This is a genomic window from Actinomyces oris (assembly GCF_001937665.1).
Classification (GTDB): Bacteria; Actinomycetota; Actinomycetes; order Actinomycetales; family Actinomycetaceae; genus Actinomyces; species Actinomyces stomatis.
On the sequence record NZ_MSKL01000006.1, the window covers coordinates 48,506 to 75,439 of the forward strand.

The window sequence follows — 26,934 nt, forward strand, 5'->3', positions numbered from 1 at the left end:
CAGTCACCGTGTACGTCATGGGCGGCAGATATGTGTTGGGCTCAGTTGGGAAGGGGAGTTGTCTGAACGAGGAGAGGTCGGGAGGGGAACTGCGACAGTGTCTCAGAGCCTCACGGTCGATTCAATCGGCTCGACTCGACTCAGCTCCGCTGGCCACTGCCGCAGTCCCTCACCCCTTGACCTGAGCTGTACTCCTTCTCGAAGCGAACCTCGAGCTCCTCCAAGGAGTGGTACTTCGTCTCGGGCACGAACTTCATGTAGAAGATGAGTGACAGGACGTTAAGCAGACAGAAGATGAGGTAGGTCCCCGACCCTCCGAGCTTCTCCATCATGACGGGGAAGACCGCGGCGACGATCGCGTTGCCGATCCACAGGGTGCCCACGGCCAGCCCCATGGCCGTGCCGCGGACCTTGGCGGGGTAGATCTCAGCGATGAGGACCCAGGTGACTGTTCCGGACTGCTTGGCGAACACGAACAGCGAGACGATGAGCAGCACCAGGTAGGGGGCGAAGGTGGGAGCTCCCTTGATGTTGCCGTCGGCGTCCTGGTAGGGCTGGATGAGGAAGTAGAAGACCGCTGCCAGGAGGCCGAGGGAGACCACGATGCTGGCCTCCTGGTAGATGCCCACGTGCCGGCGGGCGAACTTGGTGACCAGCCACAGGCCGACGGCGGAGCCCACGAAGGAGACGAATCCGGAGACGACGTTGAGGGAGATCGCGTCGCTCATGGGCAGGCCGGCCGCGGAGAGTACCTTGGGCGTGTAGTACATGGCCGTGTTGATGCCGGTGACCTGGTCGGCCAGGCCCAGGATGATGCCGATGAACAGCAGGTGGCGGGTCCACTTGACGCCCATGATCTGCGCCAGGCCCCACTTCTCCTGGTTGGCCTCCTTACGCTGGATCTCAAGCATCTCGTCGACCTCTTCGGCGATGGAGTCGTCCTTGGACTCGTCGCGCACCCGCTTGAGGGAGCCGATGGCCTCGGCGATGCGCAGGTTGGCGACGTACCAGCGAGAGGACTCCGGCATGAGGCGGATTCCGAACCACAGGGCCACGGCCGGCAGGGTGGCCAGCACGAGCATGTAGCGCCAGGTCATGCCGTTGCCGGACTCGATCATGACGTTGTTGAAGTGCTGCACGCTCTCCCAGGCGACTTTGTCGCCGGCCTTGGCGACGACCTCGCCGGACTTGTTGACGACGTCGTTGGCGAGGGTGACCTCCGGGCCGCCGTGCATGCGGGCGAGGACGGCGTTCATGGAGAAGGCGAGGAACTGGCCGAAGACGATCATCATCTGGTCCACGGCCACCAGGGTTCCGCGGATGCGCTTGGGGGCGGTCTCACCGAGGAAGACGGGAACGATCGCCGAGGCGCCACCGACGGCGAAGCCCAGCACGATCCGGAAGAAGTAGAGGACCCAGATGTTGGGCGAGATCGTGCAGCCCAGCGCCCCAATGAAGAAGACGATAGCCAGGAGCATGATGTTGTGCCGGCGCCCGTACTTGTCGGAGAGCTTGCCTCCCACCGAGGCGCCGAGCGCAGCGCCGATGCAGAGCAGGCCGCCGATCCAGCCCTCCTCCCAGGAGGTGATCTGCAGACCGTCGGCGCCGTGCGGCAGGTACATGTAGGGCAGGGCGCCGGAGATGACACCGGTGTCGTAGCCGAAGAGCAGCGAGCCGAGGGTGGCGACCAGGGCGATGAGTCCCAGCGAGCGCTTCGGCCCTGAGGCGGGGGTCTGGTCGACCAGCTCCTGGATCTTCTCCGGCGTGTAGTGCGCCGCAGAACTGGGTGATGTGGACATGTGAGGAACTCCTTGGGTCGTCCGCCATCGTCGGCGGAGGCGAAAGAGAGCGCTGCTGGGTGGACCGGTCGACCCGGCCCGCCGGTCACCGCACCGCAGCGCAGGAGCGGCGCCGACATCCACGTCGACACACCCATAATGTCATGACAATAGCCTCTGGGGAAGTGGTGACGTCAGGCATTTTCAGATCCTTGGACGACACCGCGAAAATATGCTGATCTGCCAACGAAAAGTCAGCGTCCCCGGGGGCGAGACGCAGGCCCACCAGGACGAATATGGCGGGCGGCTTCAGTCGCCGCTCTCCCGATGGCACCGCCTGAACGCCTGCCAGCACCCAGCAGCCTCAAGACCCCGGCAGACGTGCACGCTCCGCCGGCGCCCGGTGGCGGAGCTCTGGAAGTAGGGGGCGCCTCCTGCTCCAACAAGGCGCGGACGCACCATAGGGCTCGCGGACTCATCCTGCAGGATCAGTCCTTGAGATCTATGGTGCGTCCGCGGTGATGGATGACGGAGCAGCCGGGCCTACTCCTCGCGCTGGAAGGACATGGTCGCGGCGTAGGTCTTCTCCGAGGGCCAGCGGGTGGTCACTGCCTTGGCGCGGGTGTAGAACCGCACGCCCTCGGGGCCGTGGATGTGGGTGTCGCCCAGGAGCGACTCCTTCCAGCCGCCGAAGGAGTAGTAGGCCACCGGCGTCGGGATCGGCACGTTGATGCCCACCATGCCGGCCTCGACGTCGAGCTCGAAGCGACGGGCCACGCCGCCGTCGTTGGTGAAGATGGCCGCGCCGTTGCCGAAGGGCGAGGAATTGACCTGCTTGATGGCCTCCTCGTAGGTATCGGCGTGGACGATCGCGAGCACCGGCCCGAAGACCTCCTCGGTGTAGAGCGAGGACTCCAGGGAGACGTTGTCCACGATGGTCGGGCCGAGGAAGTGACCCTTCTCGTGTCCAGGGATGACCAGCGGGCGGCCGTCGAGGACGACCTCTGCGCCCTTGGCCTCGGCGTCATCGATGAGCCCGGTGATGAACTCCTTGGACTTGGCGTCGATGACCGGGCCCATCTCGACGCCCTCGTCCATGCCGTAGCCGACCTTGATCTTCTCGGCGTGAGCCTTGACGCGGCGGGCCAGGTCCGGTCCGCAGCCACCCACGGCCACAACGACGGGCAGGGCCATGCAGCGCTCGCCGGCGGCCCCGAAGGCGGCGGCGGAGATGTGCTGGGCGGCGAAGTCCAGGTCGGAGTCGGGCATGACGATGGCGTGGTTGTTCGCCCCGCCCAGGGCCTGGACGCGCTTGCCGTGGGTGACGCCGGTGTTCTGGACGATGTGGGCCACCGGGGTGGAGCCCACGAAGGAGATCGCGTCGATGCCGGGGTGCTCGAGGACCTTGGAGACCATGGTGCGGTTGCCGGAGACGACGTTGAAGACGCCGTCGGGCAGGCCGGCCTCCTTGTAGAGCTCGGCCGTCAGCAGGGCCGCAGACGGCGTGGCCGAGGCCGGCTTGAGGACGAAGGCGTTGCCGGTGGCGATGGCGATGGGGTGCATCCACATGGGCACCATGGCCGGGAAGTTGAAGGGGCAGATGCCGGCGACGACGCCGACCGGCTGACGCAGGGTGTGGATGTCCACGCCGGTGGAGATGTCGAAGGAGTGCTCGCCCTTGAGGGCCAGGTTGATGGCGGTGGCGAAATCGAGGGTCTCGCGCCCACGCTGAATCTCGCCGACGGCGTCGGAGTAGTTCTTGCCGTGCTCGGCCACGATCATCTTGGCCATCTCGTCCTGGTGGTCCAGGACCAGCTGGCGCATGCGGAACATGATGGCGGTGCGCTTGGCCAGCGAGACCTTCGCCCACTCCTTCTGGGCTCGGCGGGCCACCTCGACGGTGTGGTCGAGGTCGGCGTCGGAGGCCTGGAGCAGCTCGGCCTCGACCTCACCTGTTCCCGGGTTCTCGACGGCGAAGCGGCCGATCGGGTTTCCCTCGTAGTACTTTCCGTCAACCCAGTGCGCAATGGTTCTCATCGTTATCGACTCCTGATTGTCGGTTTCACGGACCCGCCCCGCCTATGGGGTGGGCAGGGCCGGACTCCGACCAAGGTCTCAGTGACGGATCGGTCGGGCGCCCAGCGCCTTGCATGTGCCTCAAGCCTAACGTCCTAGACGGCGAATGGCGCCATTTTGTCAGAACATAATGAGGGCGTTGACCACATCGTGATCTCGACGCCCCGTCGGCACTGCGGCCGAGGGGCGCCCTCCCCGGAAGAGAGCACGCACACGGCGGGGGTCCACGGCACTATCCGCCGTGGACCCCCGCCGTCGCGGTTGGCGCAGAAGCGCGCCGTTCTCCGCGTTCTACCTGCGAACCCTCCAGGTAGTGGCCTTACAGGTAGTGACGCTGAGGCTTGCGGTCACGCAGGTACTCCTCGTAGGCGCGCTGCGTGGACTCCAGCTCGGAGACGCCCGAGACCGGGACGTCCCACCAGCTCGACCCGGGCGGGTTGGGGCCGTAGAGGTCGGTCTCGATGTGGATCATCGTGGGACGGTCGGAGGCCTCGGCCTTGCGGTAGGCCACCTTGAACTCCGAAATGGTGTGGACCTCGAGGACGTCCAGTCCCCAGGAGCGGGCGTTGGCGGCGATGTCGACACCGTCGATGACCTGCTCGTCGGCCAGGTGACTGCCCTCGCCGCGGCGGCGGTACTTGGTGCCGAAGCGCTGGGAGCCGCGGGACTCCGACAGGGCGCCGATGGAGCAGAAGCCGTAGTTCTGCAGCAGGACGTAGATGACCTTGATGTTCTCCTGGACCACGGTGGCCAGCTCCATGGGGAGCATCTGGTAGGTGCCGTCACCCACGATGGAGACCACCTCGGCCTCGGGGCGGGCGAGCTTGACGCCCATGGCGGCGGGCACCTCGTAGCCCATGCAGGAGAAGGCGTACTCCACGTGGTACTGCAGCGGGCTGCGGGCCTGCCACAGGGCCTGAAGGTCACCGGGCATGGAGCCGGCGGCGTTGATGACCACGTCCTCCTCCCCCATGAGCTCGTTGAGGGCGCCGAAGACCTCGGTCTGGGCGGGCAGGGGCCCGTGGTCCAGGTGGTAGCAGCGCTCGGTGGCCTTGAGCCAGGCCTCCTTCTCCGCGGTGATCTCTTCGGAGTAGGCCGCCTCGACACGGTAGTCCGCGAGCGCCTCGGCCAGGGCCGCCAGGGCCTCGCGGGCGTCGGCCACCACCATCTCCGCGCTCTCCTTGGCGGCGTCGAAGGGGGTGACGTTGATGTTCACGAACTTCACGTCGGGGTTCTTGAACTGGGTCTTGGAGGCCGTGGTGAAGTCGGAGTAGCGGGTGCCCACGCCGATGATGAGGTCGGCCTTGTCAGCGATGTGGTTGCCGGAGTCGCATCCGGTGGAGCCCACGCCGCCCACGGCGCTGGGGTGGTCGAAGTTGATGGCGCCCTTGCCGGCCTGGGTGTCGCCCACCGGGATGCCGGTGGCGGTGGCCAGGGCGCGCAGCTCCTCGCTGGCACCGGCGTAGATGGTGCCTCCGCCGGCGATGATGAGGGGGCGCTTGGCGGCCTTGATGAGGGCGACGGCGCGCTCCAGGGCGGCGGGTTCGGGCACCGGGCGGCGCACGTGCCACACGCGCTTGCGGAACAGCTCCACGGGCCAGTCGAAGACCTCGGCCTGGACGTCCTGGGGCATGGCGATGGTGACCGCACCGGTCTCGGCGGGGTCGGTGAGCACGCGCATGGCGTTCAGCAGCGAGGGGATGAGCTGCTCGGGCCGGTTGATGCGGTCGAAGAAGCGCGAGACGGGGCGGAAGGCGTCGTTGACCGAGACGTCCAGGCTGGTGGGGTCCTCCAGCTGCTGGAGCACGGGGTCGGGGACGCGGGTGGCGAACTGGTCGGAGGGGAGCAGCAGCACCGGCAGACGGTTGGTGGTGGCCAGGGCGGCCCCGGTGACCATGTTGAGGGAGCCCGGGCCGATGGAGGCCGTGCACATGTAGGTCTGGAGGCGGTTGGTGGTCTTGGCGAAGGCGGCGGCCGCGTGCACCTGCCCCTGCTCGTTGCGGGGCATGATGTAGGGCATCTCCTGCTCGCCGTCGGCGCGGGCGATCTCGTTCTGCAGGAGGGCCTGGCCGATGCCGGCCACGTTGCCGTGGCCGAAGATCCCGAAGGCGCCGGCGATGAGACGCTGCTCGACGCCGTCGCGCTCGGAGTACTGGTTGGACAGGAAACGGATGGTGGCCTGGGCGACCGTCAGGCGGATCGTGCCGGCGTAGGCTTCGTTGCTCATCGTGGTTCTTCTCTGCTCTTCTCAGGTGGTGGGGCGGTCGAAAGGCGGATCGGCTAGTCGTTCATGGGGGTCATGGGCAGGCGCGGGTCGACCTCCTGCCCCTCCCAGGTCTGGCGCACCCAGGTGTGGTGGGGGTCGTCGGTCATGAGCCACACGGAGTCCTCGGCGGGGCCTGCCATGACGTTGAGGTAGTAGAGGTCGTAGCCGGGGGCGGCCACGGAGGGGCCGTGGTAGCCGTAGGGCATGACGACGACGTCGCCGCCGCGTACCTCGGTGCACACGTCGATGTCGTGGCCGGGCGAGGGGTAGATGCGCTGGAGCGCGAAGCCCTCGGCGTCACCCTCGCCGGCGCGGACCTGGTAGTAGTAGATCTCCTCCAGGACCCGCTCGACCTCGGTGTGCTCGTCGTGCTTGTGGGGCGGGTAGGAGGACCAGTTGCCTCCGGGGGTGAGGACCTCGCAGGCCAGCAGGTGGGAGGTCTCGACGTCGTTGCCCAGGGCGTAGTTGTTGACCTGGCGCGAGGAGGGGCCGGCCCCCCGCAAGCCGGTGCCGACCTCGGAGCGCGGGCAGTAGCGCAGCGGCTTGTCGGTAGTGGCCTTGGAGCCGGGCAGGGCGATGCGGGCGCCGTCAGCGCTGATGAGCGTCACCTCGGTGTGGCGGGGGACGTAGACGTAGTCGGTGATGTCGGTGAAGACCGACTCGCGCCCGGCCACCTCGAGGCGCTCGCTGCCGGCCTGGACGGTGCAGCCCCCCGACAGGGGCAGGACGAGGTACTCGTGCTCACCGCCGGGCACGGTCAGGGGCTTTCCGGGGGCGAGCGCCACCACGCGCAGGGAGGACCACTCCCAGCCGGCCCGCTCCGGGGTGAGGTCCAGCTCGTAGCTGTCGTGGGCAAGCTCGCCGGCGCGGATGACGTAGCGGGACTGGTCCGACGTCTCGGACGGGGCGGTGCGGTCGGTGTGGCCCATGGTGGTGCTCCTTCGGCTCCTGGGGGTACTCGTGGGGATTGTCTCGTATGGGGTGGCCCGGCCGGGGCCAATTGACGGGGGTTGCAGCGGTTGCGGCGGTTCCGGTGGCGGGACGTGTCAGGTCCTCACAGCAGGGCGACGGCGGCGTCGACGGCGGCCTCGACGTCGTCATTGCCCGGGTAGAGCAGGGAGCGGCCCACGACCAGCCCTCTGACATTGGGAAGCTCCAGGGCCGCCGCCCAGGAGGCGCGGGTGGCCTCGGGGTCGGCCGAGACCTCGCCGCCCAGAATGAGGCTGGGCAGAGAGGTGGAGGCCATGACGCGCCGCATCGAGACGGGATCGCTGACGCAGGGCAGCTTGAGCCAGGTGTGCGCCGAGCTGCGCCCCAGCGCCTGGGCGATGCAGATCGAGCGGATGACGGCCTCCTCGCTGAGGTCGTTGACGATCCGGCCGCCCTCCCACCGCGAGATGAAGGGCTCGATCATCGCGTTCAGCCCGCGCTCGGACAGGGAGTCGATGGCCTTGGCGCTGGCCTCGAGGGTGGTGGCGCTGGCGGGGTCGGCGTAGTTGATGCGGGTGAGCATCTTGCCGCCGTCGAGGTGGGAGGTCTCGATGCCCTCGGCGTCGTAGGCGCCGAAGCGGTCGTCCATCTCGAAGGAGGCCCCCTGGAGGCCGATCCGGTTCATGGAGCCCCACACGAGCTTGCCGTCCAGGGCTCCCAGGAGCGTCAGGTCCTCGATGATCTCGGCGGTACCCAGGAACCCGTTGACACCGGGGCGCGACAGGGCCGTCACGCAGCGCTGGAGGAGGTCCTCACGGTCGGCCATTGCCAGGGGCCGCTCGCCCGCGCCGAGGGCCCCGCGGGCCGGGTGGTCGCAGGCGATGACCATGAGGCGCCCGGCCCCAGCCAGATCGGCGCGGGGGCGCTGGGCCAGGGCCTGGCCGATACGGCCGGGGTCGGTGGCCCGGATCTCGGTGACGGCGTCCGTCAGTGGCCGCGCCCCTGAGGCGGAGGCGGGAGGCGTGGGTGATGCGCTCATCGGGGACTCCTCACAGGTCCGTCAGCCCCGGGGCGACCTCGTCGCGGCGGGCGCGCATGAGCTCGAGCAGCTCGGGCTCGGTGGGCATGGCAGTGGAGCACTCCAGTCGCGAGGAGACGATCGCTCCGGCGGTGGAGGCGGCGAAGATGGTCTTCTCCAAGGACCAGCCCGACAGCAGGCCATGACAGATGGCCCCGCCGAAGGCGTCCCCGGCGCCCAGACCGTTCTTCGTTTCCACCGAGGTCACGGGCATCTCCACCCGCTCGGTGCGGGTCTTGGCCAGCGTCCCCTCCAGTCCCTGCTTGACGATGGCCAGCTCGACACCGGCCTCCAGGAGGGCGTCGGCCGCCCGCTCGGGGTCGCGCTCACCGACGGCGACCTCGCACTCCTCCCGGTTGCCGATGGCGACGGTGACCTTCGGCAGGATCCTCGAGACCTCCCGGTGGGCGGTCTCCTTGTCCTTCCAGAACATGGGGCGGTAGTCGAGATCGGCGATCGTGAAGCGCCGCCGGTCACGGGTGCCCAAGGCCGCGTGGTGGGCAGAGCGCGAGGGCTCCTTGCTCAGTCCGGTCACCGAGATCCAGAAGATGGAGGCGTCACGAATGGCATCGAGCGGCAGGTCCTCCCACGTCAGCTCCAGGTCCGGGGCCGAGGGCTCGCGATAGAAGTAGAGGGGGAAGTCGTCCGGAGGGAAGATCTCGCAGAAGGTGACCGGGGTGTTGTAGGCGGCCTTGGTGACGACGTGGCGGTCGTCGACCCCCAGGCGGCGCATCTCGGTGTGCACGAAGCGCCCGAAGGGGTCATTGCCCACTCCGGTGACGACGGCGGAGCGGTGCCCGTAGCGGGCGGCGGCCACCGCTACGTTGGTGGGGCTTCCGCCCAGGAACTTGCCGAAGCTCTCCACGTCCTCCAGCCCGACGCCGACCTGGAGGGGGTAGATGTCGATACCGCAGCGCCCGATGGTGAGCACGTCGAGTCGGTCGGGGCCTCCGGGCAGGCTCTCGGGGGCGACTGCCTCAGCCACCTTGGTCGTTGCCGTCGTTGCTGTCGTCACGGTGATCGCGTCTCCACATCCTTGGGGCCTGCAGGCCTGCGGGAATGAGGTCTGCGTCGGGCGTCACTGCGAAGCCTGCCCCACAGGACCACCTCAGGTCAAGCATTTGTCAGAACATTTGAGGGTCCACTTTCCCGCGGATCGGCGCCGGGATGACGACAGTGCGTGACATCAGCACACAGCATCCGTATGCTCAAGGCATTATCACGTCTGACGCACAGGCCCATCTCATGCCCGATTCAACACCTCCTTTCGCCCTCGACATCACGATCGACCGCGATTCCAAGACGCCGCTGCACACACAAATTTCCGAGCCGTTGGCCTCACTCATCCTCGACGGCACACTGCCGGCCGGCAGCCGTCTGGAGGACGAGCTCTCGATGGCCAAGCGACTGAAGGTCTCCCGCCCCACAGCACGCCAGGCCCTTCAGCACCTGGTGGACCGCGGCCTGGTCAAGCGCCGTCGGGGCGTGGGCACGATCGTCTCCCCCATGCACGTCCACCGGCCGATGCAGCTGACCAGCCTGCTGTCGGACCTGTCCGCAGCCGGCCACACGACCTCCACGAGCGTGCTGGACTACGTCGAGCACGAGGCCGACGCCGACGACGCCGAGCACCTCGAGGTCGAGGAGGGCACCGCCGTCGTGACCTGCACCCGCATTCGCTGCGCCGACGGCGAGCCGATCGCGGTGCTGTCCAACCTCATGCCGGCGGCCATCGCCCCCACCCGCGAGGAGCTGGAGACGGGGGGCCTCTACGACCTGCTGCGCGCCCAGGACGCCGTCCCCACCACGGCCAAGCAGACCATCGGGGCCCGCAACGCCACCACCCGCGAGGCCGACCTCCTCCACGAGCGACGCCGCGCCGCCCTGATGACCGCCACCCGCATCACCTACGACCAGTCGGGCCGCGTCATCGAGTACGGGCAGCACATCTATCGCGCCTCGCGCTACACCTTCGAGACCTCCCTGTTCTCCAGCTAGCCCTCCCCCGACTCCAGGGCCACCACCGTTCCCAGGAATCTTTGTCCTGACAATTTGTTGACAGATGTCGTCGAGCACACTTCAATAGGGCCTACCGGACCGCGGCTGCAAGGACGCCTGCGCGGATGAACCCGAAAGAGAGCACAGAACCGATGAGCATCGACTACACCCCCGGACCCCTTCTCGACGCCGCCCGCAACACGCCCACCGCACTGTGGAACGACTCGGCCGACCCCGACGAGCTGCGCCAGTCCATCTCCTTCGGAGGCGTGGGCGCCACCTGCAACCCCACCATCGCCTACACCTGCATCAACCAGCGCAAGGACGTGTGGCTCCCCCGCATCGCCGAGCTGGCCGAGGAGATGCCCGAGGCCACCGAGTCAGAGATCGGCTGGCAGGTCGTGCGCGAGATGAGCATCGAGGCCGCCAAGCTGCTCGAGCCCATCTTCGAGGAGCACAAGGGACGCAACGGCCGCCTGTCCATGCAGACCGACCCGCGCCTGGCCCGCAGCGCCAAGGCCCTGGCCGACCAGGCCGAGGAGTTCTCCAACCTGGCCAAGAACATCATCGTCAAGATCCCCGCCACCTCCGTGGGCGTCAAGGCGATCGAGGACGCCACCTACCGGGGCGTGTCGGTCAACGTCACCGTCTCCTTCTCCGTGCCCCAGGCCGTGGCCACCGGTGAGGCCATCGAGCGCGGTCTCAAGCGCCGCGAGGCCGAGGGCAAGGACGTCTCCACCATGGGCCCGGTCGTCACCCTCATGGGCGGTCGCCTGGACGACTGGCTCAAGATCGTGGCCAAGCGGGACAAGCTCTTCCTCGACCCCGGCCACCTGGAGTGGGGTGGCGTGGCCGCGCTCAAGCGCGCCTACCAGGAGTTCCAGGCCCGCGGCCTGCGCGCCCGCGTGCTGTCGGCCGCCTTCCGGAACGTGCTGCAGTGGTCCGAGCTGGTCGGCGGCGACCTGGTCGTCTCCCCGCCCTTCGCCTGGCAGAAGCTCATCAACGACTCCGGCTACAAGGCCGTTGAGCGCATCAACGAGCCCGTTGCCCCCGAGATCATGGAGACGCTCCTGTCGATCCCGGAGTTCGTGCGCGCCTACGAGCCCGACGGCATGACGCCCGAGGAGTTCGACTCCTTCGGCGCGACCCGCCGCACCCTGCGCGGGTTCCTCCAGGCCGACGCCGACCTGGACACCCTGGTGCGCGACGTCATCATGCCCCAGCCCTGATCGGCTCCAGTCAGGGTCGTCCGGGTCCTGGTGGGGGCCCGGGCGGCCAGAGCGGCACCCGCCGCACCGGGCGGGTCGACGACACGTTCAGACACGTTCCGCGTCGTCGACCCGCCCACCCACCACCGACCGCAGTTCAGACACCAACCCACACACCCACTCACACGCAGAAGGAGCAAGGATGCTCTCCATCGCCGTCATCGGCGCCGGCCGCATCGGCCACGTCCACGCCAAGACCATCGCCGCCCACCCCCAGGCCCAGCTCGCACTGGTCTGCGACCCCTTCGAGGACGCAGCGGAGAAGCTCGCCGCCACCTACGGGGCCCGGTCCTGTAAGGACGCCGAGGAGGTCTTCGCCGACCCCGAGATCGACGCCGTCATCGTCGGCTCCCCCACGCCGCTGCACATCCCCCACCTGCTGGCAGCCGCCAAGGCGGGCAAGGCGGTGCTGTGCGAGAAGCCGATCGCCCTGGACATGAAGGACGTCGAGGCCGCCCAGGCCGAGCTCGACGCCGTCAAGGTCCCCGTCATGTTCGGCTTCAACCGCCGCTTCGACCCCAGCTTCGCCGCCGCCCGCGCCGCGGTCGAGGCCGGCAGGATCGGAGACATCGAGCAGCTGACCATCATCAGCCGCGACCCGGCGGCCCCGCCGGCGGAGTACATCAAGGTCTCCGGCGGCATCTTCCGCGACATGACCATCCACGACTTCGACACCGCCCGCTTCTTCCTGGGTGAGATCGAGGAGGTCTACGCCGCCGGACAGAACCTCGACCCGGCTCTGAAGGACACCGGCGACTTCGACGCCGCCGTCGTCACCCTCAAGGCCGCCTCGGGCGCCGTGGCCACGATCATCAACAACCGCCACTGCTCCTCCGGCTACGACCAGCGCCTCGAGGCCTCGGGCCGCGAGGGCGCCCTGTTCGCCGAGAACATCCGCGCCACCACGGTGCGCCTGTCCAACGGCGAGGTCACCGACGCCCAGGAGCCCTACCTCGACTTCTTCCTGGAGCGCTACGCCGACGCCTACCGCATCGAGCTGAGCGCCTTCATCGAGGCCGTCGAGGCCGGCACCACGCCTCCCACCGGCATCGAGGACGCCATCAAGGCCCTGCGCCTGGCCGAGGCCGCCACGGAGTCGGCCCACTCCGGGCAGCCGGTGCGCCTGAGCTGAGCTCCGGTTCACCCCTTCTGACGCGAGGTGGGCGTCGTCGAGCAATCCGTCTCGACGACGCCCACCTCGTGTTCTCAGCGCCTGCGGGGCCGTTACGGGCTCAGCCGAGCCACTCCGCTGTGCTGCCCCATAACCTCCGAGAGCTTCGAAGCCATGGCGCCTCAAGACACCAACGCAGCGGGCCCGATGGTCGTTGCTCGCTATGCTGGCCGGGCAGGCCGGGGCCGGCTCAGCTGCTCACAGCCGGTCGAGTGGTGCCTGACCTGAGCTGCACGAGGGTGGGAATCTATTGGAAGAGGGTCGGGCGCACTCCAGGTAGGTGGGGCCTTCGTGCAGTATGCACAACCCCCGACCAGTAGATCCCCACCCTCGTGGAGTAGACCGGCTCAGGGCGGGACTCGGGCCGGAGCCGACGCTGGACCACGACCTCCGGGCACCTGAGCAGGAGCCAGGGCCAGGCAGGGGACGGTGAGGCCGGCCCCAGGGTGAGAACGCCCGACCCCAGCGCCAAGGTCCCGCGGCGTCGACCCCACCGGCAGCCCAGTGTCCACAGCGCTGACATCAATGAGCCCGACGTCGAAGTGCCCAATAGAGATCCTTGGAATAATGCGATTTCTCTCCGGCGTGCAGCGCCGGAGCCGGATTGATGTCAGCACCATGGACACCGACGCCCCACCAGCCCCCTTCCCTTCGTCCCCGCCGTCGGTTCCAGGGCCAGCAACTCGCCCCACCGCGCGCCTCAGAAGTGAGGAGATAAGACACTCGACACAGAACGCTTGCGCGCTCAGTCCTCCTCGTACAGGCGGTAGGTGAAGGAGTGGGAATGCCCCACCGCCAGGAAGATGAGGTCCTCCCCGCTGTTGAAGGCGTTGGGCGGGCAGGTCATGGGCTCAACGGCCACGCCGGGGCGGCCGAGCTCGTCGGCGGAGTATGCCTGCACCCAGGGGGTGTCCGAGCTCATGACGACGGCGCGATCGCCCTGCCCGCCGCGCAGGCTCACCTCCCACGCTCCCTCGGGCAGGGCGGTGTAGGCGTTGTCCGTCTGGACGGCCCCGACGAGCCGGCCCTCGCGCCAGTCCCAGTCGGTGCCCTCCACGCTGCGCCGGCACGTGGGCGCCATGCGGTCGTCGACGTCGAGGACCTCGGCCGCCGGGATGGTCAGGACGCAGTCGTCCAAGGGGACCGAGCGCGTGAGGTAGGGGTGGCAGGAGACGCCGTAGGGAGCGGGGGCGGGCTCGCCCTCGACCTCCGGCGCACCGGGGACCGGCCAGGCGGGTCGGGCCGCGCCGACGTTGGTGGCGGTCACCGTGACGCTCAGTCCGCGCTCGGCGTCGAGCGCGAAGCAGGCACTGGCCTCCAGGCTCCAGGGGTAGCCGTAGGAGGCCAGCAGGCTCAGTTCCAGGACGACCCGGCTGCGGGGGGCGCCGTCGTCGGGGCCGGAGGGGTCGTCGTCGGCGACCTGCCAGTCCATCCAGCCGGCCAGGCCGTGGAGGGCCGAGCCGCTGGCCGGTTCATTGCAGCCCACGAGGAACTCGGTGCCGACGTAGTCGTAGCGGGCGCCGGCGATGCGGTTGGCCCACGGCAGCAGGGTCTTGCCCTGCCAGCCGGCGGGGAGCGTGGCCTCGGCGTCGAAGGGCATGATGAGGTCGCGCCCCTGGCGACGCAGGTGGACGAGCATGGCTCCCGACGAGGCGATACGCGCTTCGTAGTCGCCGGCGACCAGGTCGATGAGTTCTCCGTTAATCATGGTTGATCATGGCTCCTGTCCCAGTGTGCGGGGCGCGAGCCCCTCGGTTGTGGCTTCCTCGGCGAGGTTCACCGTACGCCGCGCGCCGCATCAGGCACGGGCCTTGTCCCGGCGTTCACGTGGCGGGGCCGTTGTGTCGCGGACAACAAGCTCAGGGACCACCCGGTAGAGGCGCCCGCCCAGAGGCCGGTCCTCACCGGCCACCTCCGCCGGGATGTGGCCGTCCTGGTCCGGGTGCATCCGGGCCAGCAGCGCCCGCACCGCGACCTCGGCGATGAGGCCGGCATCCTGGCGCACCGTGGTCAGGGAGAAGGCCGAGGCCGCCGTGACCGGGATGCCGTCGTAGCCGGTGACGGCCAGATCCTCCGGCACCCGCACCCCCTGACGGCGCAGCTCCATGAGGGCCCCGACGGCGCAGTGGTCGTTGAAGCACAGGAGCGCCTCGGGGAGCTCACCGGTCTGGATGAGGTGGTGGACGGCCCTGGCCCCGCTGTCCTCATCGCCGCCCCCGGGAACCACCCGCGCGCCTCGCCCCAGGCCTCGCAGCTCCATGGCCTGGCCGAATCTCTCGATCCGTCGCCCTGCGGCAGTCTCCTGCCCACCGTCCACGTGGGTGATGCGGCGGCGCCCGGTGTCGACCAGATGATCGACGAGCAGCTGGATGCCGACGTCGTCACGGGAGTGGACCTCGTCGACGTCCCCCAGCTCGGTGCTGGTGCCGATGAGGACCGTCGGGGTGCGGTCCCCGATGCAGGCCAGGGCGTCAACGGAGAGGTCGGGGTCGATGAGGATGAGGCCCTCGCAGCGCTGGAGCAGCAGCGAGCGCAGTCCGTCGGCCACATCACGGTGCGGGGTGGAGGTGGCCAGCACCAGCGCGTGATCCAGAGCGGAGGCCGCCTGGAAGAGCCCGTCCACAATGAGCCCCTGGTATGCCTGCCCGACGGCGAAGCTGGCGCCGATGAGCCCGGTGTGGCTGCGGCGCAGGAACTGGGCGCGCGGGTCCGCCTGGTAACCGAGATCGGCGGCGATGCGCAGGATCTCGCCACGGGTCTTCTCGGCGACACCGTCGGAGCCGTTGAGAGCCGCCGAGACGGTGGAGATGGAGCGGCCGGCGCGTTCGGCGACGGTCCTGATCGTGACTCGCCCACCTCGTCCTCGAGGTCCTTTCACGGCAGACGTCTCCCTTTCCACGCCGTTGTGCCTCACGAACCTGCATGATCCGCGGGATCCGGAGTCCATCCTTGGACACCAGTTGAGCACATCCTATCCGACAACACCGGTGAGCACGTAGGCCCTGCTCAGAGCAGGTCATCAGACCTCACACTCCCCTCTTGTCAGGACAAAGGTGCTCTGATATCTTCCTGTGACGTCATTAACGACGAGTGCTTCCCGGGTCTTCCGGACGCACTTCCACACACGCAGCAGCCGACAATGTTGTCGGGAAGGACCGTTATGGCCAATAAGTCAATACTGGGCATCGGAGTCATCTCCTTGGGCTGGATGGGACGGCTTCACTCCCGCAGCTACCGCGCCATCACCGAACGCTTCCCCGAGCTGGGGGTGACTCCACGGCTGGTCGCCGCCGCGGACCCGGTGGACGAGGTGCGCCAGGAGGCGGTGGACAACCTGGGCTTCGAGCGGGCCTACGCCGACTACCGAGATCTGCTGGCCGACCCCGAGGTGGAGGCCGTCTCCATCTGCGCCCCCAACTTCCTCCACCACGAGATGGCCCTGGCGGCCGTTGAGGCCGGCAAGCCCTTCTGGATCGAGAAGCCCATGGGGGTCAGCGCCGAACAGTCCCGGGAGATCGCCCAGGCCGCCGAGAAGGCGGGGCTGATGACGGCCGTCGGCTTCAACTACCGTCACACCCCGGCCATTGAGTACCTGCGCTCCCTGGTGCGCGGCGGCGAGCTGGGGCGGATCACGAACGTGCGCGTGTGGTTCATCGCCGACTACAACTCCTCCCCCATGGGCCCACTGACCTGGCGAGCCTCGAAGGAGAAGGCCGGGGCCGGCGTCGTGCCCGACCTCATGAGCCACGGGGCAGACCTGGCCCAGTACATCGTGGGTCGCATCGCCTCGGTCACCGCGGTCACCGACACCTTCATCACTGAGCGCCCCATCCCCACCAAGATGGGCATCGGCCACTCGGGCTTCGAGATCGGTGACGAGGTGGGCCCGGTGGAGAACGAGGACTACGTCTCCATGCTCGTGCGCTTCGAGAACGGCACCGTGGGAACCATGGAGTCCTCCCGCGTCAGCGTGGGACCGCGCGCCGAGTACGTCGTCGAGGTCTACGGCACGAAGGGCTCGGCCCGCTGGAACTTCGAGCGCCTCAATGAGCTGGAGATCTGCCCCGTGCTCGACGGCGGCGCCTCCCACGGCTACACCCGAGCCATGGCCGGCCCCCAGTGGGGCCAGTGGCAGCGCTTCCAGCCCGCCATCGGCACCTCCATGGGCTTTGACGACATGAAGGCCATCGAGGCCGCGCAGTTCATCGAGTCCATCGTCACCGGCAAGCAGGTAGCCCCCTCGACCGCCGACGCCTGGTGCGCCGCGGAGGTCGACGAAGCCGTCGTCGCCTCAGCGGCCGACGGCCAGTGGCACGAGGTCCCCCGCGTCGAGGGGCGCACCACCTTCGACGCCTGAACCGCGCCGAGCCGCACCTTTCTCTTCACTCCACCATCACCCACCATCACAACGACCCCTGCGGCACTGTCGCCGCAGGACTGAGAGGAGACCCCCTATGTCTCAGGGAGTCACGACGTCCCTGCGTGGACTCACCAGGGAAGAGCTCAACAAGGCGGTGGCAGAGACGCCGCCTTCGGGCAAGCACCGCGGCGTCGTCGCCATCGCCGCCGTGGCCACACTCGGCTCACTGCTCTTCGGCTACGACACCGGCGTCATCTCCGGTGCCCTGCCGTACATGTACATGCCCTTCGACGCCAAGGGCCTCCAGCTGACCTCCTTCGAGGAGGGCGCCATCGGCGGCACCCTGCTGGTCGGCGCGGCGCTGGGCGCGCTGCTGGGCGGTCTCATGTCGGACCGCTGGGGCCGGCGCCACAACATCACCGTCCTGGCCTTCCTGTTCTTCGCCGGCGCGATCGGTACCACCGTCGCCCCCAACGTCTGGGTCATGTACCCCTTCCGCGTCGTCCTGGGCTTCGCCGTCGGAGCCGCTTCTGCGACGGTCCCCGTCTACCTGGCGGAGACGGCACCCAAACGCATCCGTGGCTCCATCGTGGCCATCGACCAGCTCATGATCGTCACCGGCCAGCTGCTCGCCTTCTCGATGAACGCCATCATCAACTCCCTCCAGGGCGGCCCGAGGATCACCATCGCCGAGGACCCCAGCGGGCACTTCGCCCCGGGCCACTACGTCTTCGACGAGATCGCCAAGCTCCAGGCCTCCAAGGGCGGCCCGATGGGCGCGGACGAGTACCACGCCTTCCTCGACCAGCTCACCATCAGCGCCGGTAACGGCGAGGCCTGGCGCTACATGCTGGTCCTGTGCTCCATCCCGGCCGTGGCCCTGTGGATCGGCATCCGCCTCATGCCCGAGTCCTCTCGCTGGTACCTGGCCAAGGAGCGCCTCTACGACGCCATCGGCTCCCTCAAGCGCGTGCGCGTCCCGGAGAAGGACGGCTCCATCGAGGACGAGATCATGGAGATGGTCGAGGCCCGCCAGCACGAGAAGGAAGAGGAGTCCCAGCGCAAGGGCTTCAGCCACGTCATAGCCACGCCCTGGCTGCGCAAGCTGCTGCTGGTCGGCATCTTCCTGGCCGTGGTCAACCAGACCACCGGCGTCAACACCGTCATGTACTACGCCCCCAAGGTGCTGGAGTACGCCGGCATGTCCACCTCGGCATCCATCACCGCACAGGTGGCCAACGGCGTCATGTCGGTCATCGGCTCCGCCATCGGTATCTGGCTCATCCTGAAGTTCCGGCGCCGCCAGGTGCTCATCGGTGACGTCATCGGCGTGGGCGTCACACTGCTGGGCATCGCGGCGACCTTCCAGTTCTTCATCGCCCCGCACATGGCCAGCCACACCGCTCCGCCCACCTGGGCCGCCTACCTCATCCTGGGACTCATGTCCGTCTTCATGCTCATCGTGCAGTCCTCCAACGGCACGATCGTGTGGACGATGATGGGTGAGATCTTCCCGGCCAACGTCCGCGGCATCATGAACGGCACGGCGATCTTCTGCATGTGGACCGCCAACGCCATCATCACCTGGACCTTCCCGCCCATGATGGAGACGCTGGGTGGCGGCATCACCTACACCATCTACGGCGTGCTCAACCTGGTCGTCGCCGTCATCCTGTTCAAGATCATGCCGGAGACCAAGGACAAGTCCCTGGAGGAGATCGAGGTCGAGATGGAGAAGCTCTACTCCTGACCCCGCCCCAGCACACGCGCTCCCGGGAGGACCCGAAAAGGGCTTGTCAGGACAAAGTCCTGTTGCTAGGTTCGAGGCACGGGCCCACCGCCCGGCACCGACGCCGGCCCCTCCTCCCGGGAGCGCACCATTGGCGGACATGAGCCGACGGCGCACCAGCCACCCGCGCATCACCGCCACCCAACCACTCACCACCGCCATCACCACACGAGCGAGAACACGGAGCAACGATGTCCTTCACCCTCGACCCTGCAACCGCCATCTCCGACCCCCACGGCATCTCCTGGGGCATGCACCCGATCACCTGGCGCAATGACGATATCCCCGAGGTCGGCGCCTTCAACACCCTGGAGGACATGCTCCTCGACCTGGCCGACACCGGCTATGCGGGCACCGAGTGCGCCGGCTTCTTCCCGCCCAAGGAGGAGGTCAAGGCCTCCGCCGAGGCCCGCGGCATCAAGATCGTCGCCCAGTGGTTCTCCTCCTTCATCCTGCGCGACGGCGTCGAGGCCGTCATCCCCGACTTCGAGGCCACCTGCGCCTACCTGGAGTACCTGGGAGCCACCCGCGTCGTCGTCTCCGAGCAGACCGGCTCGGTCCAGGGCATCCGCGACGTCTGCATCTTCACCAACAAGCCGGTGCTCACCGAGGAGCAGTGGCCGGTCCTGGCTGAGGGCCTCAACCGCCTGGGCGACGTCGCCCACGCCCACGGCCTCGAGCTCGTCTACCACCACCACCTGGGCACGGTCATCCAGACCAAGGAGGAGACCATCCGCCTCATGGAGCTGACCGACCCGGCCAAGGTCTCCCTCCTGTTCGACACCGGCCACGCCTACGTGGGCGACGGCGACGTCATGGGCCTGTTGGAGGCCACCATCGACCGCGTCAAGCACGTCCACTTCAAGGACGTGCGCCCCGAGAAGATGGCGGAGTCCAAGGCCGCCGAGCGCTCCTTCCTCGACTCCTTCCTAGCCGGCATGTTCACCGTCCCCGGAGACGGCACGATCGACTTCACCGTCCCCTACAAGTTCCTCGTGGACCACAGCTACTCCGAGTGGATCCTGGTGGAGGCCGAGCAGGACCCGGCCATCGCCAACCCCCTGGAGTACGCCCGTAAGGCACGAGCCTACCTTGAGGGAACCCTCTTCAAGGCCTGAGACGTCACGGGGTTCGCACGGACTCCCCCTCCGGGCGAGCCCCACCGGCTGACGCCTCACCTCGACGCTCCCGACCAGTGATGGTCGGGAGCGTCGTCGTTCCCAGGCGGCCCGAGGACGTCGACCAGAGCGATCGGCCCACCCCGCTGGGGCCCGACGACCGTCACCCTTCACACGGGACCGGCGACAGTCATACTGTAGAAGGAAGGTTCTTCATCGCGATGACGCACGGGAAAGGAGAGCATGCCTTCTACAGAGGCATCGGGAACGGTTCAGGGGTTCTTCTCCGACGTCCGCCGCTGGGAGCGCGAGAATCCCCGCCTCACCTGGAGCGACGGTCTGCTGGTCGCCTACTGCGTCCTCTTCTGGGTCATCGCGGGCCAGGGGATGCTTGCGAAACTGCTCGAGGGCGACTCGCCCGTCTCGAGCGCACTTGTCTGCGGCATTACCGGGATCACGGCCTGGGCGGCTCTGCCCCCGCTGCAGCTCATCACCCCCTGGCCGGCTGCCAGACGGGCGCTACGAGCCGCAGTCTCAATCCTCTCGCTCGGCGCAGGAGCAGCGGCTCTCGGCCTGCTTCACGGGATCGGGCTGGCGACCCAGCACACTACTCTTTGGGACTACCTGCTCAGCGCGACCCTCCCCGCGACAGCACTCATCTTCCTGGGCATCTCCGGGATCGCCGCACTGCTGCGCACCGCTGCGACACCCCGGTGACGGAGCCCCAGCGGACCTCACGCCGGCCACCGTCGACGGCGAGGCCCCCTCCCATCGGGCATCGCCGTCGACGGGCATGTATTAGTCTGGACAAAGTTCAGACCACACCCCGACTCTTCTCATCGCTGAGAGGTCCCGTGCTCCCCACCTTGACCGCAACCGCCTGGATCCTGCTCGCGGTCGTGGCGGCCCTGTGCGGCATCGCCAAGACCGCCCTGCCCGGAGCGGCCACCATCGCCGTGGCCCTGTACACCGCGGCACTGCCGGCCAAGGAGTCCACTGGCGCCATCCTGCTCATGCTCATGACCGGCGACCTGCTGGCCGTGTGGAGCTATCGCGGCGACGCGGACTTCCGCATGCTGCGCAGGCTCGTCCCCGCGGTCCTGACCGGCGTCGGAGCCGGCGCCCTGTTCCTGCATCTGGCCTCCAACGACTCCACTCGCCGCCTCATCGGCGCCATCCTGCTGATCCTGGTCGTCGTCACACTGTTCCAGCGCCGCTCGGCCGCCAGGAACAGGCCCGACGACGCATCCGAGGCGGCACGTCCGGCCCCGGCCGCCAGCCGCCTCGCCCGCCTGGTCTATGGCAGCCTGGCCGGCTTCACCACGATGGTCGCCAACGCCGGAGGACCGGTGACGTCCATGTACTTCCTCGCCTGCCGCTACCCGGTCAAGGCCTTCCTGGGGACGACGGCCTGGTTCTTCTTCCTGGTCAACCTCGTCAAGCTGCCCTTCTCCGTCTCAGCCGGACTGGTCAACCCCACGACCCTGTCACTGGCAGTGATCGCAGCCCCGGTCGTCATCGCCTCAGCCCTGGCCGGTCGCCGCCTTGCCGAGCGCATGGATCAGAGGGTCTTCGAGCCGATCATCGTCGTGCTGACCATCATCTCCGCGCTGCCTCTGCTGAGCTAGCCCGGACCAAGTCCGGGACGCGACTCGATGAGCAGTTATTTCTCCGGTCTACAAATCAGGGCGCTACCTGCGGTTATTTCCCTCAAACATGCCTGTCTGACATCACATCCCTCGCTCACAACGGAGCGTTGACGCGATTTATCCTGACCGTTACCGTATTCATCAGTATGAAGAGTACGGCCGGTATTGATTATGTTGACGTTTCGTCCGACAGGGACGACGTCGACGCCGTCACACCCCTGACGCCCTCCCCCGACGCTCAGGACGACGCGGCGGCACCCATCCTGGTCAGCGCCGACATCCATGCCGTCATGCTGGGACTGTGGGCCTCGGGCCTCAGGTGCGTCATTGTCTACGCCCTGGCTCCTGCCATCGGCACCGCCGGCCCCCTGGTCATCGGAGCCGCCCTGGTCATCCAGGTCGCCGGCGCCGCCGTCAGTGTCAGTGGCGCCTACTCCCTGTGGCGACGGCACGAGCGCGGCTACTGCGGCTACGCCCTCATCGCGACCCTCGCCTGCCTGTGCGCCGTGGCCGCCCTACTGACCCCCGCCGGGTCCTAGTCCTCCCGTATCGAGACCGCCATGGACCCCACGGCCCCTCCTCTCCCCTCTCCGCCCTCCCGCATCTGCCGGGCGGTGGCACTCCTGTGCCGCTGGCTGTCAGCAGCAGCCGGCCTGGGGATGCTGATCATTACTCTCAGCGGCGCGCTCCTGCCGCACCAGGGAGAGATCCTGCGTTCGTTGAACCCGACTGCCTACACCCACGACATCGGCCCCGCTCAGGTCTCGTTGCCTCAGGCGGTCGAGACGATCAAGAACGGCCATCCTGACGAGCCCGTCCTGTCAGCGACGTGGGACACCGACGTCGTCGAGGTCAGGACCGAGCAGGCCACCTACACGGTCGATCCCTCCACCGGGCGCGAGATCAGCAGGGTGTCGGCGGCCCCGGACTGGGTCGCCGCCCTGGACAACCTGCACCGCTGCCTGCTGTCCTGCCAGGGCCCCGGTCATGTGCACTGGCTGTCCCAGGAGATCCCCCACACCGGATGGTGGGACAGTCACCGGGGCCTGACCATCGGGGGACTGGTCGTGGCCACCTCGGGCGTGGTCCTCGCGGTCCTGACAGTCAGTGGGCTGCGCACGTGGTGGCCGCTGCAGCGCTATCGACGCGCCGTCCTGTCCGACCGCTGGCGCACCCAGCGCCTATCGAGGGACACCGACCTCCTCAAGGCGGCCGGGCTGGTTCTCCTTCCCCTGCTGTTCCTGTGGGGCTATTACGCCAGCGCGTTCAGCATCCGCCCCACCCAACCGGCCTCACCCGTCCCCATGTCCGGATACCAGTCCCCGACGGGACCGACCAGCACAGACCGGCCCCAGGACATCGGGCCGCAGCGAGCCGTCGCCGCGGCACAAGAAGCAGGCGGTGGACAGGCGGTCGCCCTGTTCCTCCCCGAACCGGGCGACCCGTCGTCGACCTATACGATCTGGGTCTCACGAGGAGAGCGGATCACCCCCCGGCAGTCCCACGGCAACGTCGCAGTGAACGTCGACCCCGGGACCGGGCGGGCCACGGCCCCCTCCGCGCCCGGCCGCCAGCCGACCGATCGGGCGGGCTAGCGCCTATGACACCTGTTACCAGCCCCTTAGTATGTGCCCGTTCCCACATCACAAGACGGACGGAGAGCGGGCCTTTGGTCGCAGATGACCCGCGGGTGGGGGCACAATCGGACCCGTACGGCACCGGAATGAGCCGGCGCCCCTGACTCCAAGACAACGCGAGAAGGACCTAACGTGGCGCGCAGTATCTACATCGCCTCACCCAACGCCGGAACCGGGAAGTCAACGGTGGCCCTCGGGCTGGTCTCCTGCCTGACCAAGGTGGTCGCCAAGGTCGGCGTCTTCCGCCCCTTCGTGGAGAGCCGTGAGGGCGATGCCTTCCTCAGCCTCCTGCTGAACCGTGCCGGCTCCACCACGCCCGCCGAGCAGTGCGTCGGCGCGACCTGGGACGAGTTCCACACCGACCCCGAGGAGGCCCTGGCACGTATCGTCGACGCCTACCGGGCCCTGGCGCGCGAGCACGACGTCGTCATCATCGACGGCTCGGACTTCACCGACGTCGCCGGCAACCCCGAGCTGGCCCTCAACGCCCGGGTGGCGGCCAACATCGGTGTCCCGGTGCTGCTGGTGGTCTCCGGACAGCACGACGTGGAGGACGTCGTCGCCTCCGTGGAGGTCTCCATGGCCGAGATCGCCGACAATCACGCCCGCACCGTCGCGGTCGTGGCCAACAAGTGCCTCCCCGAGACCCGCCAGGCCGTCGGCGAGGCCCTGACCGCCATTGAGGGCATCACCTCCACCACGCTGCCCGAGGTGCCGCTGCTGGCGGCTCCGGTGGTGCGCGAGGTGCTCGACGCCGTCGAGGGCACTCTCATCGCCGGCGACGAGACGCTGCTCGACCGCGAGGCCGAGTCCGTCCTCGTGTGCGCCATGGACGTCGCCCACGTCCTGGAGCGCCTGACCGCGGGCCAGCTCGCCATCGTTCCGGCCGACCGCTCCGCCATGCTCATCTCCCTCATGGCGGCCCAGGCCTCCTCGAGCTTCCCGATCCTGTCCGGTCTCATCCTCAACGGCGGCTTCGAGGTGGCCCCCCACGCGCTGCGCCTCCTGGAGGGACTGGATGTCAACATCCCGGTCATCACCTCCCCGCTGGACACCTTCACCGCCGCCTCCGCAGCCGGCTCCCTGCAGGGCCTGCTCGCCCACGGCTCCGAGCGCAAGATCGACGTCGCCGTGACCACCTTCGAGCAGGAGGCCGACGTCGACGCCCTCCTGTCGGCCCTGGAGGTCGAGCCCTCCGAGGTCGTCACCCCCATCATGTTCCAGGCCGAGCTGGTGGAGCGCTCGCGCGCCAACCGTAAGACGATCGTCCTGCCCGAGCCCGACGATGACCGGGTCCTGCGGGCCGCCGACGCCATCCTGCGCCGCGGCATCGCCGACCTGGTGCTGCTGGGCGACGAGACCACGGTCCGGGCCCGTGCCACCGAGCTGGGTCTGGACATCGCCGCCGCCCGGGTCATCGCCACGAACGACCCCGAGCTGCTGGAGAAGTACGCCGAGGAGTTCGCCCGCCTGCGGGCCAAGAAGGGCGTCACTCTGGAGCAGGCCCGCGAGAAGGTCCAGGACGTGTCCTACTTCGGCACGATGATGGTCCACATGGGAGACGCCGACGGCATGGTCTCGGGCGCCGCCCACACCACCGCCCACACGATCGTCCCCTCCTTCCAGATCATCAAGACCAAGCCGGGGACCTCGATCGTCTCCTCGGTCTTCCTCATGCTCCTGCAGGACCGCGTGCTCGTCTACGGCGACTGCGCCGTCAACCCCGAGCCCAACGCCGCCGAGCTGGCCGACATCGCCATCTCCTCGGCCGCCACGGCCCGCCAGTTCGGTGTCGAGCCGCGCGTGGCGATGCTGTCCTTCTCCACCGGGACCTCCGGTAAGGGCGCGGACGTGGACAAGGTCCGTGAGGCCACCGAGCTGGTGCGGGCCAAGGAGCCCGACCTCGCCGTCGAGGGCCCCATCCAGTACGACGCCGCCATCGACCCGACCGTGGCCGCCAAGAAGGCCCCGGACTCGCTCGTGGCCGGGCGGGCCAACGTCTTCATCTTCCCGGACCTGTCCAGCGGCAACATCGGCTACAAGGCGGTCCAGCGATCCTCGGGCGCCATCGCCATCGGCCCGGTCCTTCAGGGTCTCAACAAGCCGGTCAACGACCTCTCGCGCGGCGCCCTGGTGGAGGACATCATCAACACCGTCGCCATCACCGCCGTCCAGGCCCAGGGCTGAACCCTTCGGCGGTGTGGGACCGGGTCCCAGTCCCACACCGCCGAGACTCGCCCGGGCCCCTCACCAGTCATCCAGTCATCCCCGCGTTCATCCCCGACCGTTCTTGAAAGGCACCTCGTGACTCAGCGCACCGTCCTCGTTATCAACTCCGGCTCCTCCTCCATCAAGTACCAGCTGGTCGACCCCGACTCGGGCGCCTCGCTCGCCTCCGGCCTGGTGGAGCGCATCGGTGAGGAGACCGGCGCCATCACCCACAAGCACGGCGAGGAGCGCACTGAGATCACCGAGCCGGTCCCCGACCACGGTTTCGGCCTGTCCGAGGTGCTGCGCCTGTTCGAGGAGCAGGGCCCCTCGCTGGCCGACGCCAACATCGTGGCCGTGGGCCACCGGGTCGTCCAGGGCGGGCGCTACTTCTCCGGCCCGGCCCTCATCGACGACGAGGTCGTGGCCCGTATCGAGCAGCTCGTGCCGCTGGGCCCGCTGCACAACCCCGCCCACCTCAAGGGCATCGAGGTGGGGCGCCGGCTCCTGTCCGACGTGCCGCACGTGGCCGTCTTCGACACCGCCTTCTTCCAGGACCTGCCTGAGGAGGCCGCCCGCTACGCGCTGGACCGCGAGGTCGCCGACACCTACTCCATCCGCCGCTACGGGGCTCACGGCACCAGCCACCAGTTCGTCTCCGGGGCGGTCTCCGAGCTCCTGGGGCGCGACGACCTCAAGCAGGTCGTCCTGCACCTGGGCAACGGGGCCTCGGCCTCGGCGGTCGTGGCCGGACACGCCGTGGACACCTCCATGGGCCTGACCCCGCTGGAGGGCCTGGTCATGGGTGGGCGCACCGGTGACATCGACCCGGCCGCCGTCTTCCACCTGGCGCGGGTGGCCGGCATGTCGATCGACGAGATCGACCACCTGTTCAACCGCGGCTCGGGCATGAAGGGTCTGGCCGGGGACAACGACATGCGCGAGGTGTGGAAGCGTATCGGCGCCGGTGAGCAGGAGGCCCGCGAGGCCATAGACATCTACCTGCACCGCCTCGTGAAGTACGTGGGCGCCTACTCCGCCGTCATGGGTGGTCTGGATGCCCTGACCTTCACCGCCGGTATCGGCGAGAACGACGCGAACCTGCGCCGTGAGCTCGGCGAGCGCCTGGCCTACATGGGCGTGAAGATCGACCAGGAGGTCAATGAGACCCGCTCCGACGAGCCGCGGGTCATCTCCACGCCTGACTCGAAGGTCACGGTGCTCGTGGTGCCCACCAACGAGGAGCTCGCCATCGCCCGACAGTCGCTCACCCTCATCTGAGCCGCTCCTAGAGCGCGTACAAGGGACTGACGTCGAGCCGTCCCGGGCCCGAACATCATTAGGTGCCGCAGCCACCCCCATCGGGGAAGGCTGCGGCACCGTCATCGTCCCCCAGGGGTGACAAACAGGCCGTCGGCGGTGCGCGCGCCTCCTCCCGGAGGCTTCCATGGAGTCATGAACAACGCACCTATCACCGCACCGATCATCAACCGCACGCCACGCCCCCCTGCCCCTCCAGCAACACCCCTCCCCCGGACCGCGGCCACGAACGGGAACACGCCGGTTCCTGCCCCGGTTCGGCAACCTGCCGCCCCCTTCGTCGCGGCC

At 68.4% G+C, this 26,934-nt stretch carries 20 protein-coding genes; 12 read left to right on the forward strand and 8 right to left on the reverse strand.

The genetic code is table 11. The features are described 5' to 3' along the window. Positions 1-140 precede the first annotated feature (140 nt). The 6 genes from BKH28_RS02165 to iolC all read right to left on the reverse strand — a co-directional run bounded on the left by BKH28_RS02165 (position 141) and on the right by iolC (position 9,143). Complete coding sequence (locus tag BKH28_RS02165) at positions 141-1,799, reverse strand: MFS transporter (protein ID WP_075417296.1); 1,659 nt, start codon at positions 1,797-1,799, stop codon at positions 141-143. Positions 1,800-2,321: 522 nt separating this feature from the next. Then, on the reverse strand, positions 2,322-3,815 hold the full coding sequence (locus tag BKH28_RS02170; protein ID WP_075417297.1) for a CoA-acylating methylmalonate-semialdehyde dehydrogenase: 1,494 nt from the start codon (positions 3,813-3,815) through the stop codon (positions 2,322-2,324). Positions 3,816-4,173: 358 nt separating this feature from the next. Further along, on the reverse strand, positions 4,174-6,081 hold the full coding sequence (iolD, locus tag BKH28_RS02175; protein WP_075417298.1) for a 3D-(3,5/4)-trihydroxycyclohexane-1,2-dione acylhydrolase (decyclizing): 1,908 nt from the start codon (positions 6,079-6,081) through the stop codon (positions 4,174-4,176). Between the two features lie 53 nt (positions 6,082-6,134). Then, positions 6,135-7,049 (reverse strand): 5-deoxy-glucuronate isomerase, encoded by a 915-nt coding sequence (iolB, locus tag BKH28_RS02180; protein ID WP_075417299.1) that lies wholly within the window; start codon positions 7,047-7,049, stop codon positions 6,135-6,137. Positions 7,050-7,174: 125 nt separating this feature from the next. After that, positions 7,175-8,089 carry a Cgl0159 family (beta/alpha)8-fold protein gene (locus BKH28_RS02185; protein WP_075417300.1) on the reverse strand — a complete coding sequence of 305 codons (915 nt, stop codon included), beginning with the start codon at positions 8,087-8,089 and terminating at the stop codon, positions 7,175-7,177. Between the two features lie 10 nt (positions 8,090-8,099). Then, the gene (iolC, locus tag BKH28_RS02190; RefSeq protein ID WP_075417301.1) at positions 8,100-9,143 is read right to left on the reverse strand and encodes a 5-dehydro-2-deoxygluconokinase; all 1,044 of its coding nucleotides are present in this window, start codon (positions 9,141-9,143) and stop codon (positions 8,100-8,102) included. 230 nt (positions 9,144-9,373) lie between these two features. Here iolC and BKH28_RS02195 point away from each other — a divergent pair, with 230 nt between their 5' ends. The 3 genes from BKH28_RS02195 (at position 9,374) to iolG (ending at position 12,526) form a co-directional block, all read left to right on the forward strand. After that, positions 9,374-10,126, forward strand: coding sequence for a GntR family transcriptional regulator (locus BKH28_RS02195; RefSeq protein WP_075417302.1), 753 nt, complete (start codon positions 9,374-9,376; stop codon positions 10,124-10,126). 152 nt (positions 10,127-10,278) lie between these two features. Further along, positions 10,279-11,355, forward strand: coding sequence for a transaldolase family protein (locus BKH28_RS02200; protein ID WP_075417303.1), 1,077 nt, complete (start codon positions 10,279-10,281; stop codon positions 11,353-11,355). Positions 11,356-11,536: 181 nt separating this feature from the next. Then, positions 11,537-12,526, forward strand: a complete 990-nt coding sequence (gene iolG, locus BKH28_RS02205) for an inositol 2-dehydrogenase (RefSeq protein WP_075417304.1) — start codon at positions 11,537-11,539, stop codon at positions 12,524-12,526. Positions 12,527-13,310: 784 nt separating this feature from the next. Here the strand turns inward: iolG and BKH28_RS02210 are convergent. Together BKH28_RS02210 and BKH28_RS02215 are read right to left on the reverse strand one after the other, a co-directional pair. Continuing rightward, positions 13,311-14,273: an aldose 1-epimerase family protein gene (locus tag BKH28_RS02210; RefSeq protein ID WP_075417305.1), complete on the reverse strand. Its 963-nt coding sequence runs from the start codon at positions 14,271-14,273 to the stop codon at positions 13,311-13,313. Between the two features lie 90 nt (positions 14,274-14,363). Next, positions 14,364-15,443, reverse strand: a complete 1,080-nt coding sequence (locus BKH28_RS02215) for a LacI family DNA-binding transcriptional regulator (protein WP_075417306.1) — start codon at positions 15,441-15,443, stop codon at positions 14,364-14,366. Between the two features lie 282 nt (positions 15,444-15,725). Here BKH28_RS02215 and BKH28_RS02220 point away from each other — a divergent pair, with 282 nt between their 5' ends. The 9 genes from BKH28_RS02220 (at position 15,726) to BKH28_RS02260 (ending at position 26,607) form a co-directional block, all read left to right on the forward strand. Beyond that, complete coding sequence (locus tag BKH28_RS02220) at positions 15,726-16,922, forward strand: Gfo/Idh/MocA family protein (RefSeq protein WP_075417307.1); 1,197 nt, start codon at positions 15,726-15,728, stop codon at positions 16,920-16,922. A 97-nt stretch (positions 16,923-17,019) separates the two neighbouring features. Next, positions 17,020-18,675 (forward strand): MFS transporter, encoded by a 1,656-nt coding sequence (locus BKH28_RS02225; RefSeq protein ID WP_075417308.1) that lies wholly within the window; start codon positions 17,020-17,022, stop codon positions 18,673-18,675. A gap of 230 nt (positions 18,676-18,905) precedes the next feature. Continuing rightward, entirely contained in the window at positions 18,906-19,832 is a 927-nt protein-coding gene (gene iolE / locus BKH28_RS02230; RefSeq protein ID WP_075417309.1) for a myo-inosose-2 dehydratase, read from the forward strand. Between the two features lie 243 nt (positions 19,833-20,075). After that, complete coding sequence (locus tag BKH28_RS02235; protein ID WP_075417310.1) at positions 20,076-20,549, forward strand: pre-mRNA-splicing factor; 474 nt, start codon at positions 20,076-20,078, stop codon at positions 20,547-20,549. Positions 20,550-20,686: 137 nt separating this feature from the next. Beyond that, the gene (locus BKH28_RS02240; RefSeq protein WP_075417311.1) at positions 20,687-21,460 is read left to right on the forward strand and encodes a sulfite exporter TauE/SafE family protein; all 774 of its coding nucleotides are present in this window, start codon (positions 20,687-20,689) and stop codon (positions 21,458-21,460) included. A gap of 167 nt (positions 21,461-21,627) precedes the next feature. Beyond that, positions 21,628-22,020 (forward strand): hypothetical protein, encoded by a 393-nt coding sequence (locus BKH28_RS02245; RefSeq protein WP_075417312.1) that lies wholly within the window; start codon positions 21,628-21,630, stop codon positions 22,018-22,020. Positions 22,021-22,041: 21 nt separating this feature from the next. Then, a complete protein-coding gene (locus BKH28_RS02250) occupies positions 22,042-23,076 on the forward strand; it encodes a PepSY-associated TM helix domain-containing protein (RefSeq protein WP_075417313.1) in 1,035 nt (344 codons plus the stop codon). Positions 23,077-23,250: 174 nt separating this feature from the next. Beyond that, positions 23,251-25,305, forward strand: a complete 2,055-nt coding sequence (gene pta / locus BKH28_RS02255; protein ID WP_075417314.1) for a phosphate acetyltransferase — start codon at positions 23,251-23,253, stop codon at positions 25,303-25,305. Positions 25,306-25,422: 117 nt separating this feature from the next. Next, a complete protein-coding gene (locus BKH28_RS02260) occupies positions 25,423-26,607 on the forward strand; it encodes an acetate/propionate family kinase (protein ID WP_075417315.1) in 1,185 nt (394 codons plus the stop codon). Positions 26,608-26,934: the final 327 nt, after the last annotated feature.

Coding starts and splice junctions, on each gene's coding strand:
- BKH28_RS02225 (WP_075417308.1), top strand. CDS start 17,020: ATGTCTCAGGGAGTCACGACGTCCCTGCGTGGACTCACCAGGGAAGAG.
- BKH28_RS02165 (WP_075417296.1), bottom strand. CDS start 1,799: ATGTCCACATCACCCAGTTCTGCGGCGCACTACACGCCGGAGAAGATC.
- BKH28_RS02200 (WP_075417303.1), top strand. CDS start 10,279: ATGAGCATCGACTACACCCCCGGACCCCTTCTCGACGCCGCCCGCAAC.
- BKH28_RS02235 (WP_075417310.1), top strand. CDS start 20,076: ATGCCTTCTACAGAGGCATCGGGAACGGTTCAGGGGTTCTTCTCCGAC.
- iolG (WP_075417304.1), top strand. CDS start 11,537: ATGCTCTCCATCGCCGTCATCGGCGCCGGCCGCATCGGCCACGTCCAC.
- BKH28_RS02245 (WP_075417312.1), top strand. CDS start 21,628: ATGAAGAGTACGGCCGGTATTGATTATGTTGACGTTTCGTCCGACAGG.
- iolD (WP_075417298.1), bottom strand. CDS start 6,081: ATGAGCAACGAAGCCTACGCCGGCACGATCCGCCTGACGGTCGCCCAG.
- BKH28_RS02195 (WP_075417302.1), top strand. CDS start 9,374: ATGCCCGATTCAACACCTCCTTTCGCCCTCGACATCACGATCGACCGC.
- iolE (WP_075417309.1), top strand. CDS start 18,906: ATGTCCTTCACCCTCGACCCTGCAACCGCCATCTCCGACCCCCACGGC.
- BKH28_RS02250 (WP_075417313.1), top strand. CDS start 22,042: ATGGACCCCACGGCCCCTCCTCTCCCCTCTCCGCCCTCCCGCATCTGC.
- BKH28_RS02170 (WP_075417297.1), bottom strand. CDS start 3,815: ATGAGAACCATTGCGCACTGGGTTGACGGAAAGTACTACGAGGGAAAC.
- BKH28_RS02210 (WP_075417305.1), bottom strand. CDS start 14,273: ATGATTAACGGAGAACTCATCGACCTGGTCGCCGGCGACTACGAAGCG.
- BKH28_RS02185 (WP_075417300.1), bottom strand. CDS start 8,089: ATGAGCGCATCACCCACGCCTCCCGCCTCCGCCTCAGGGGCGCGGCCA.
- iolB (WP_075417299.1), bottom strand. CDS start 7,049: ATGGGCCACACCGACCGCACCGCCCCGTCCGAGACGTCGGACCAGTCC.
- BKH28_RS02220 (WP_075417307.1), top strand. CDS start 15,726: ATGGCCAATAAGTCAATACTGGGCATCGGAGTCATCTCCTTGGGCTGG.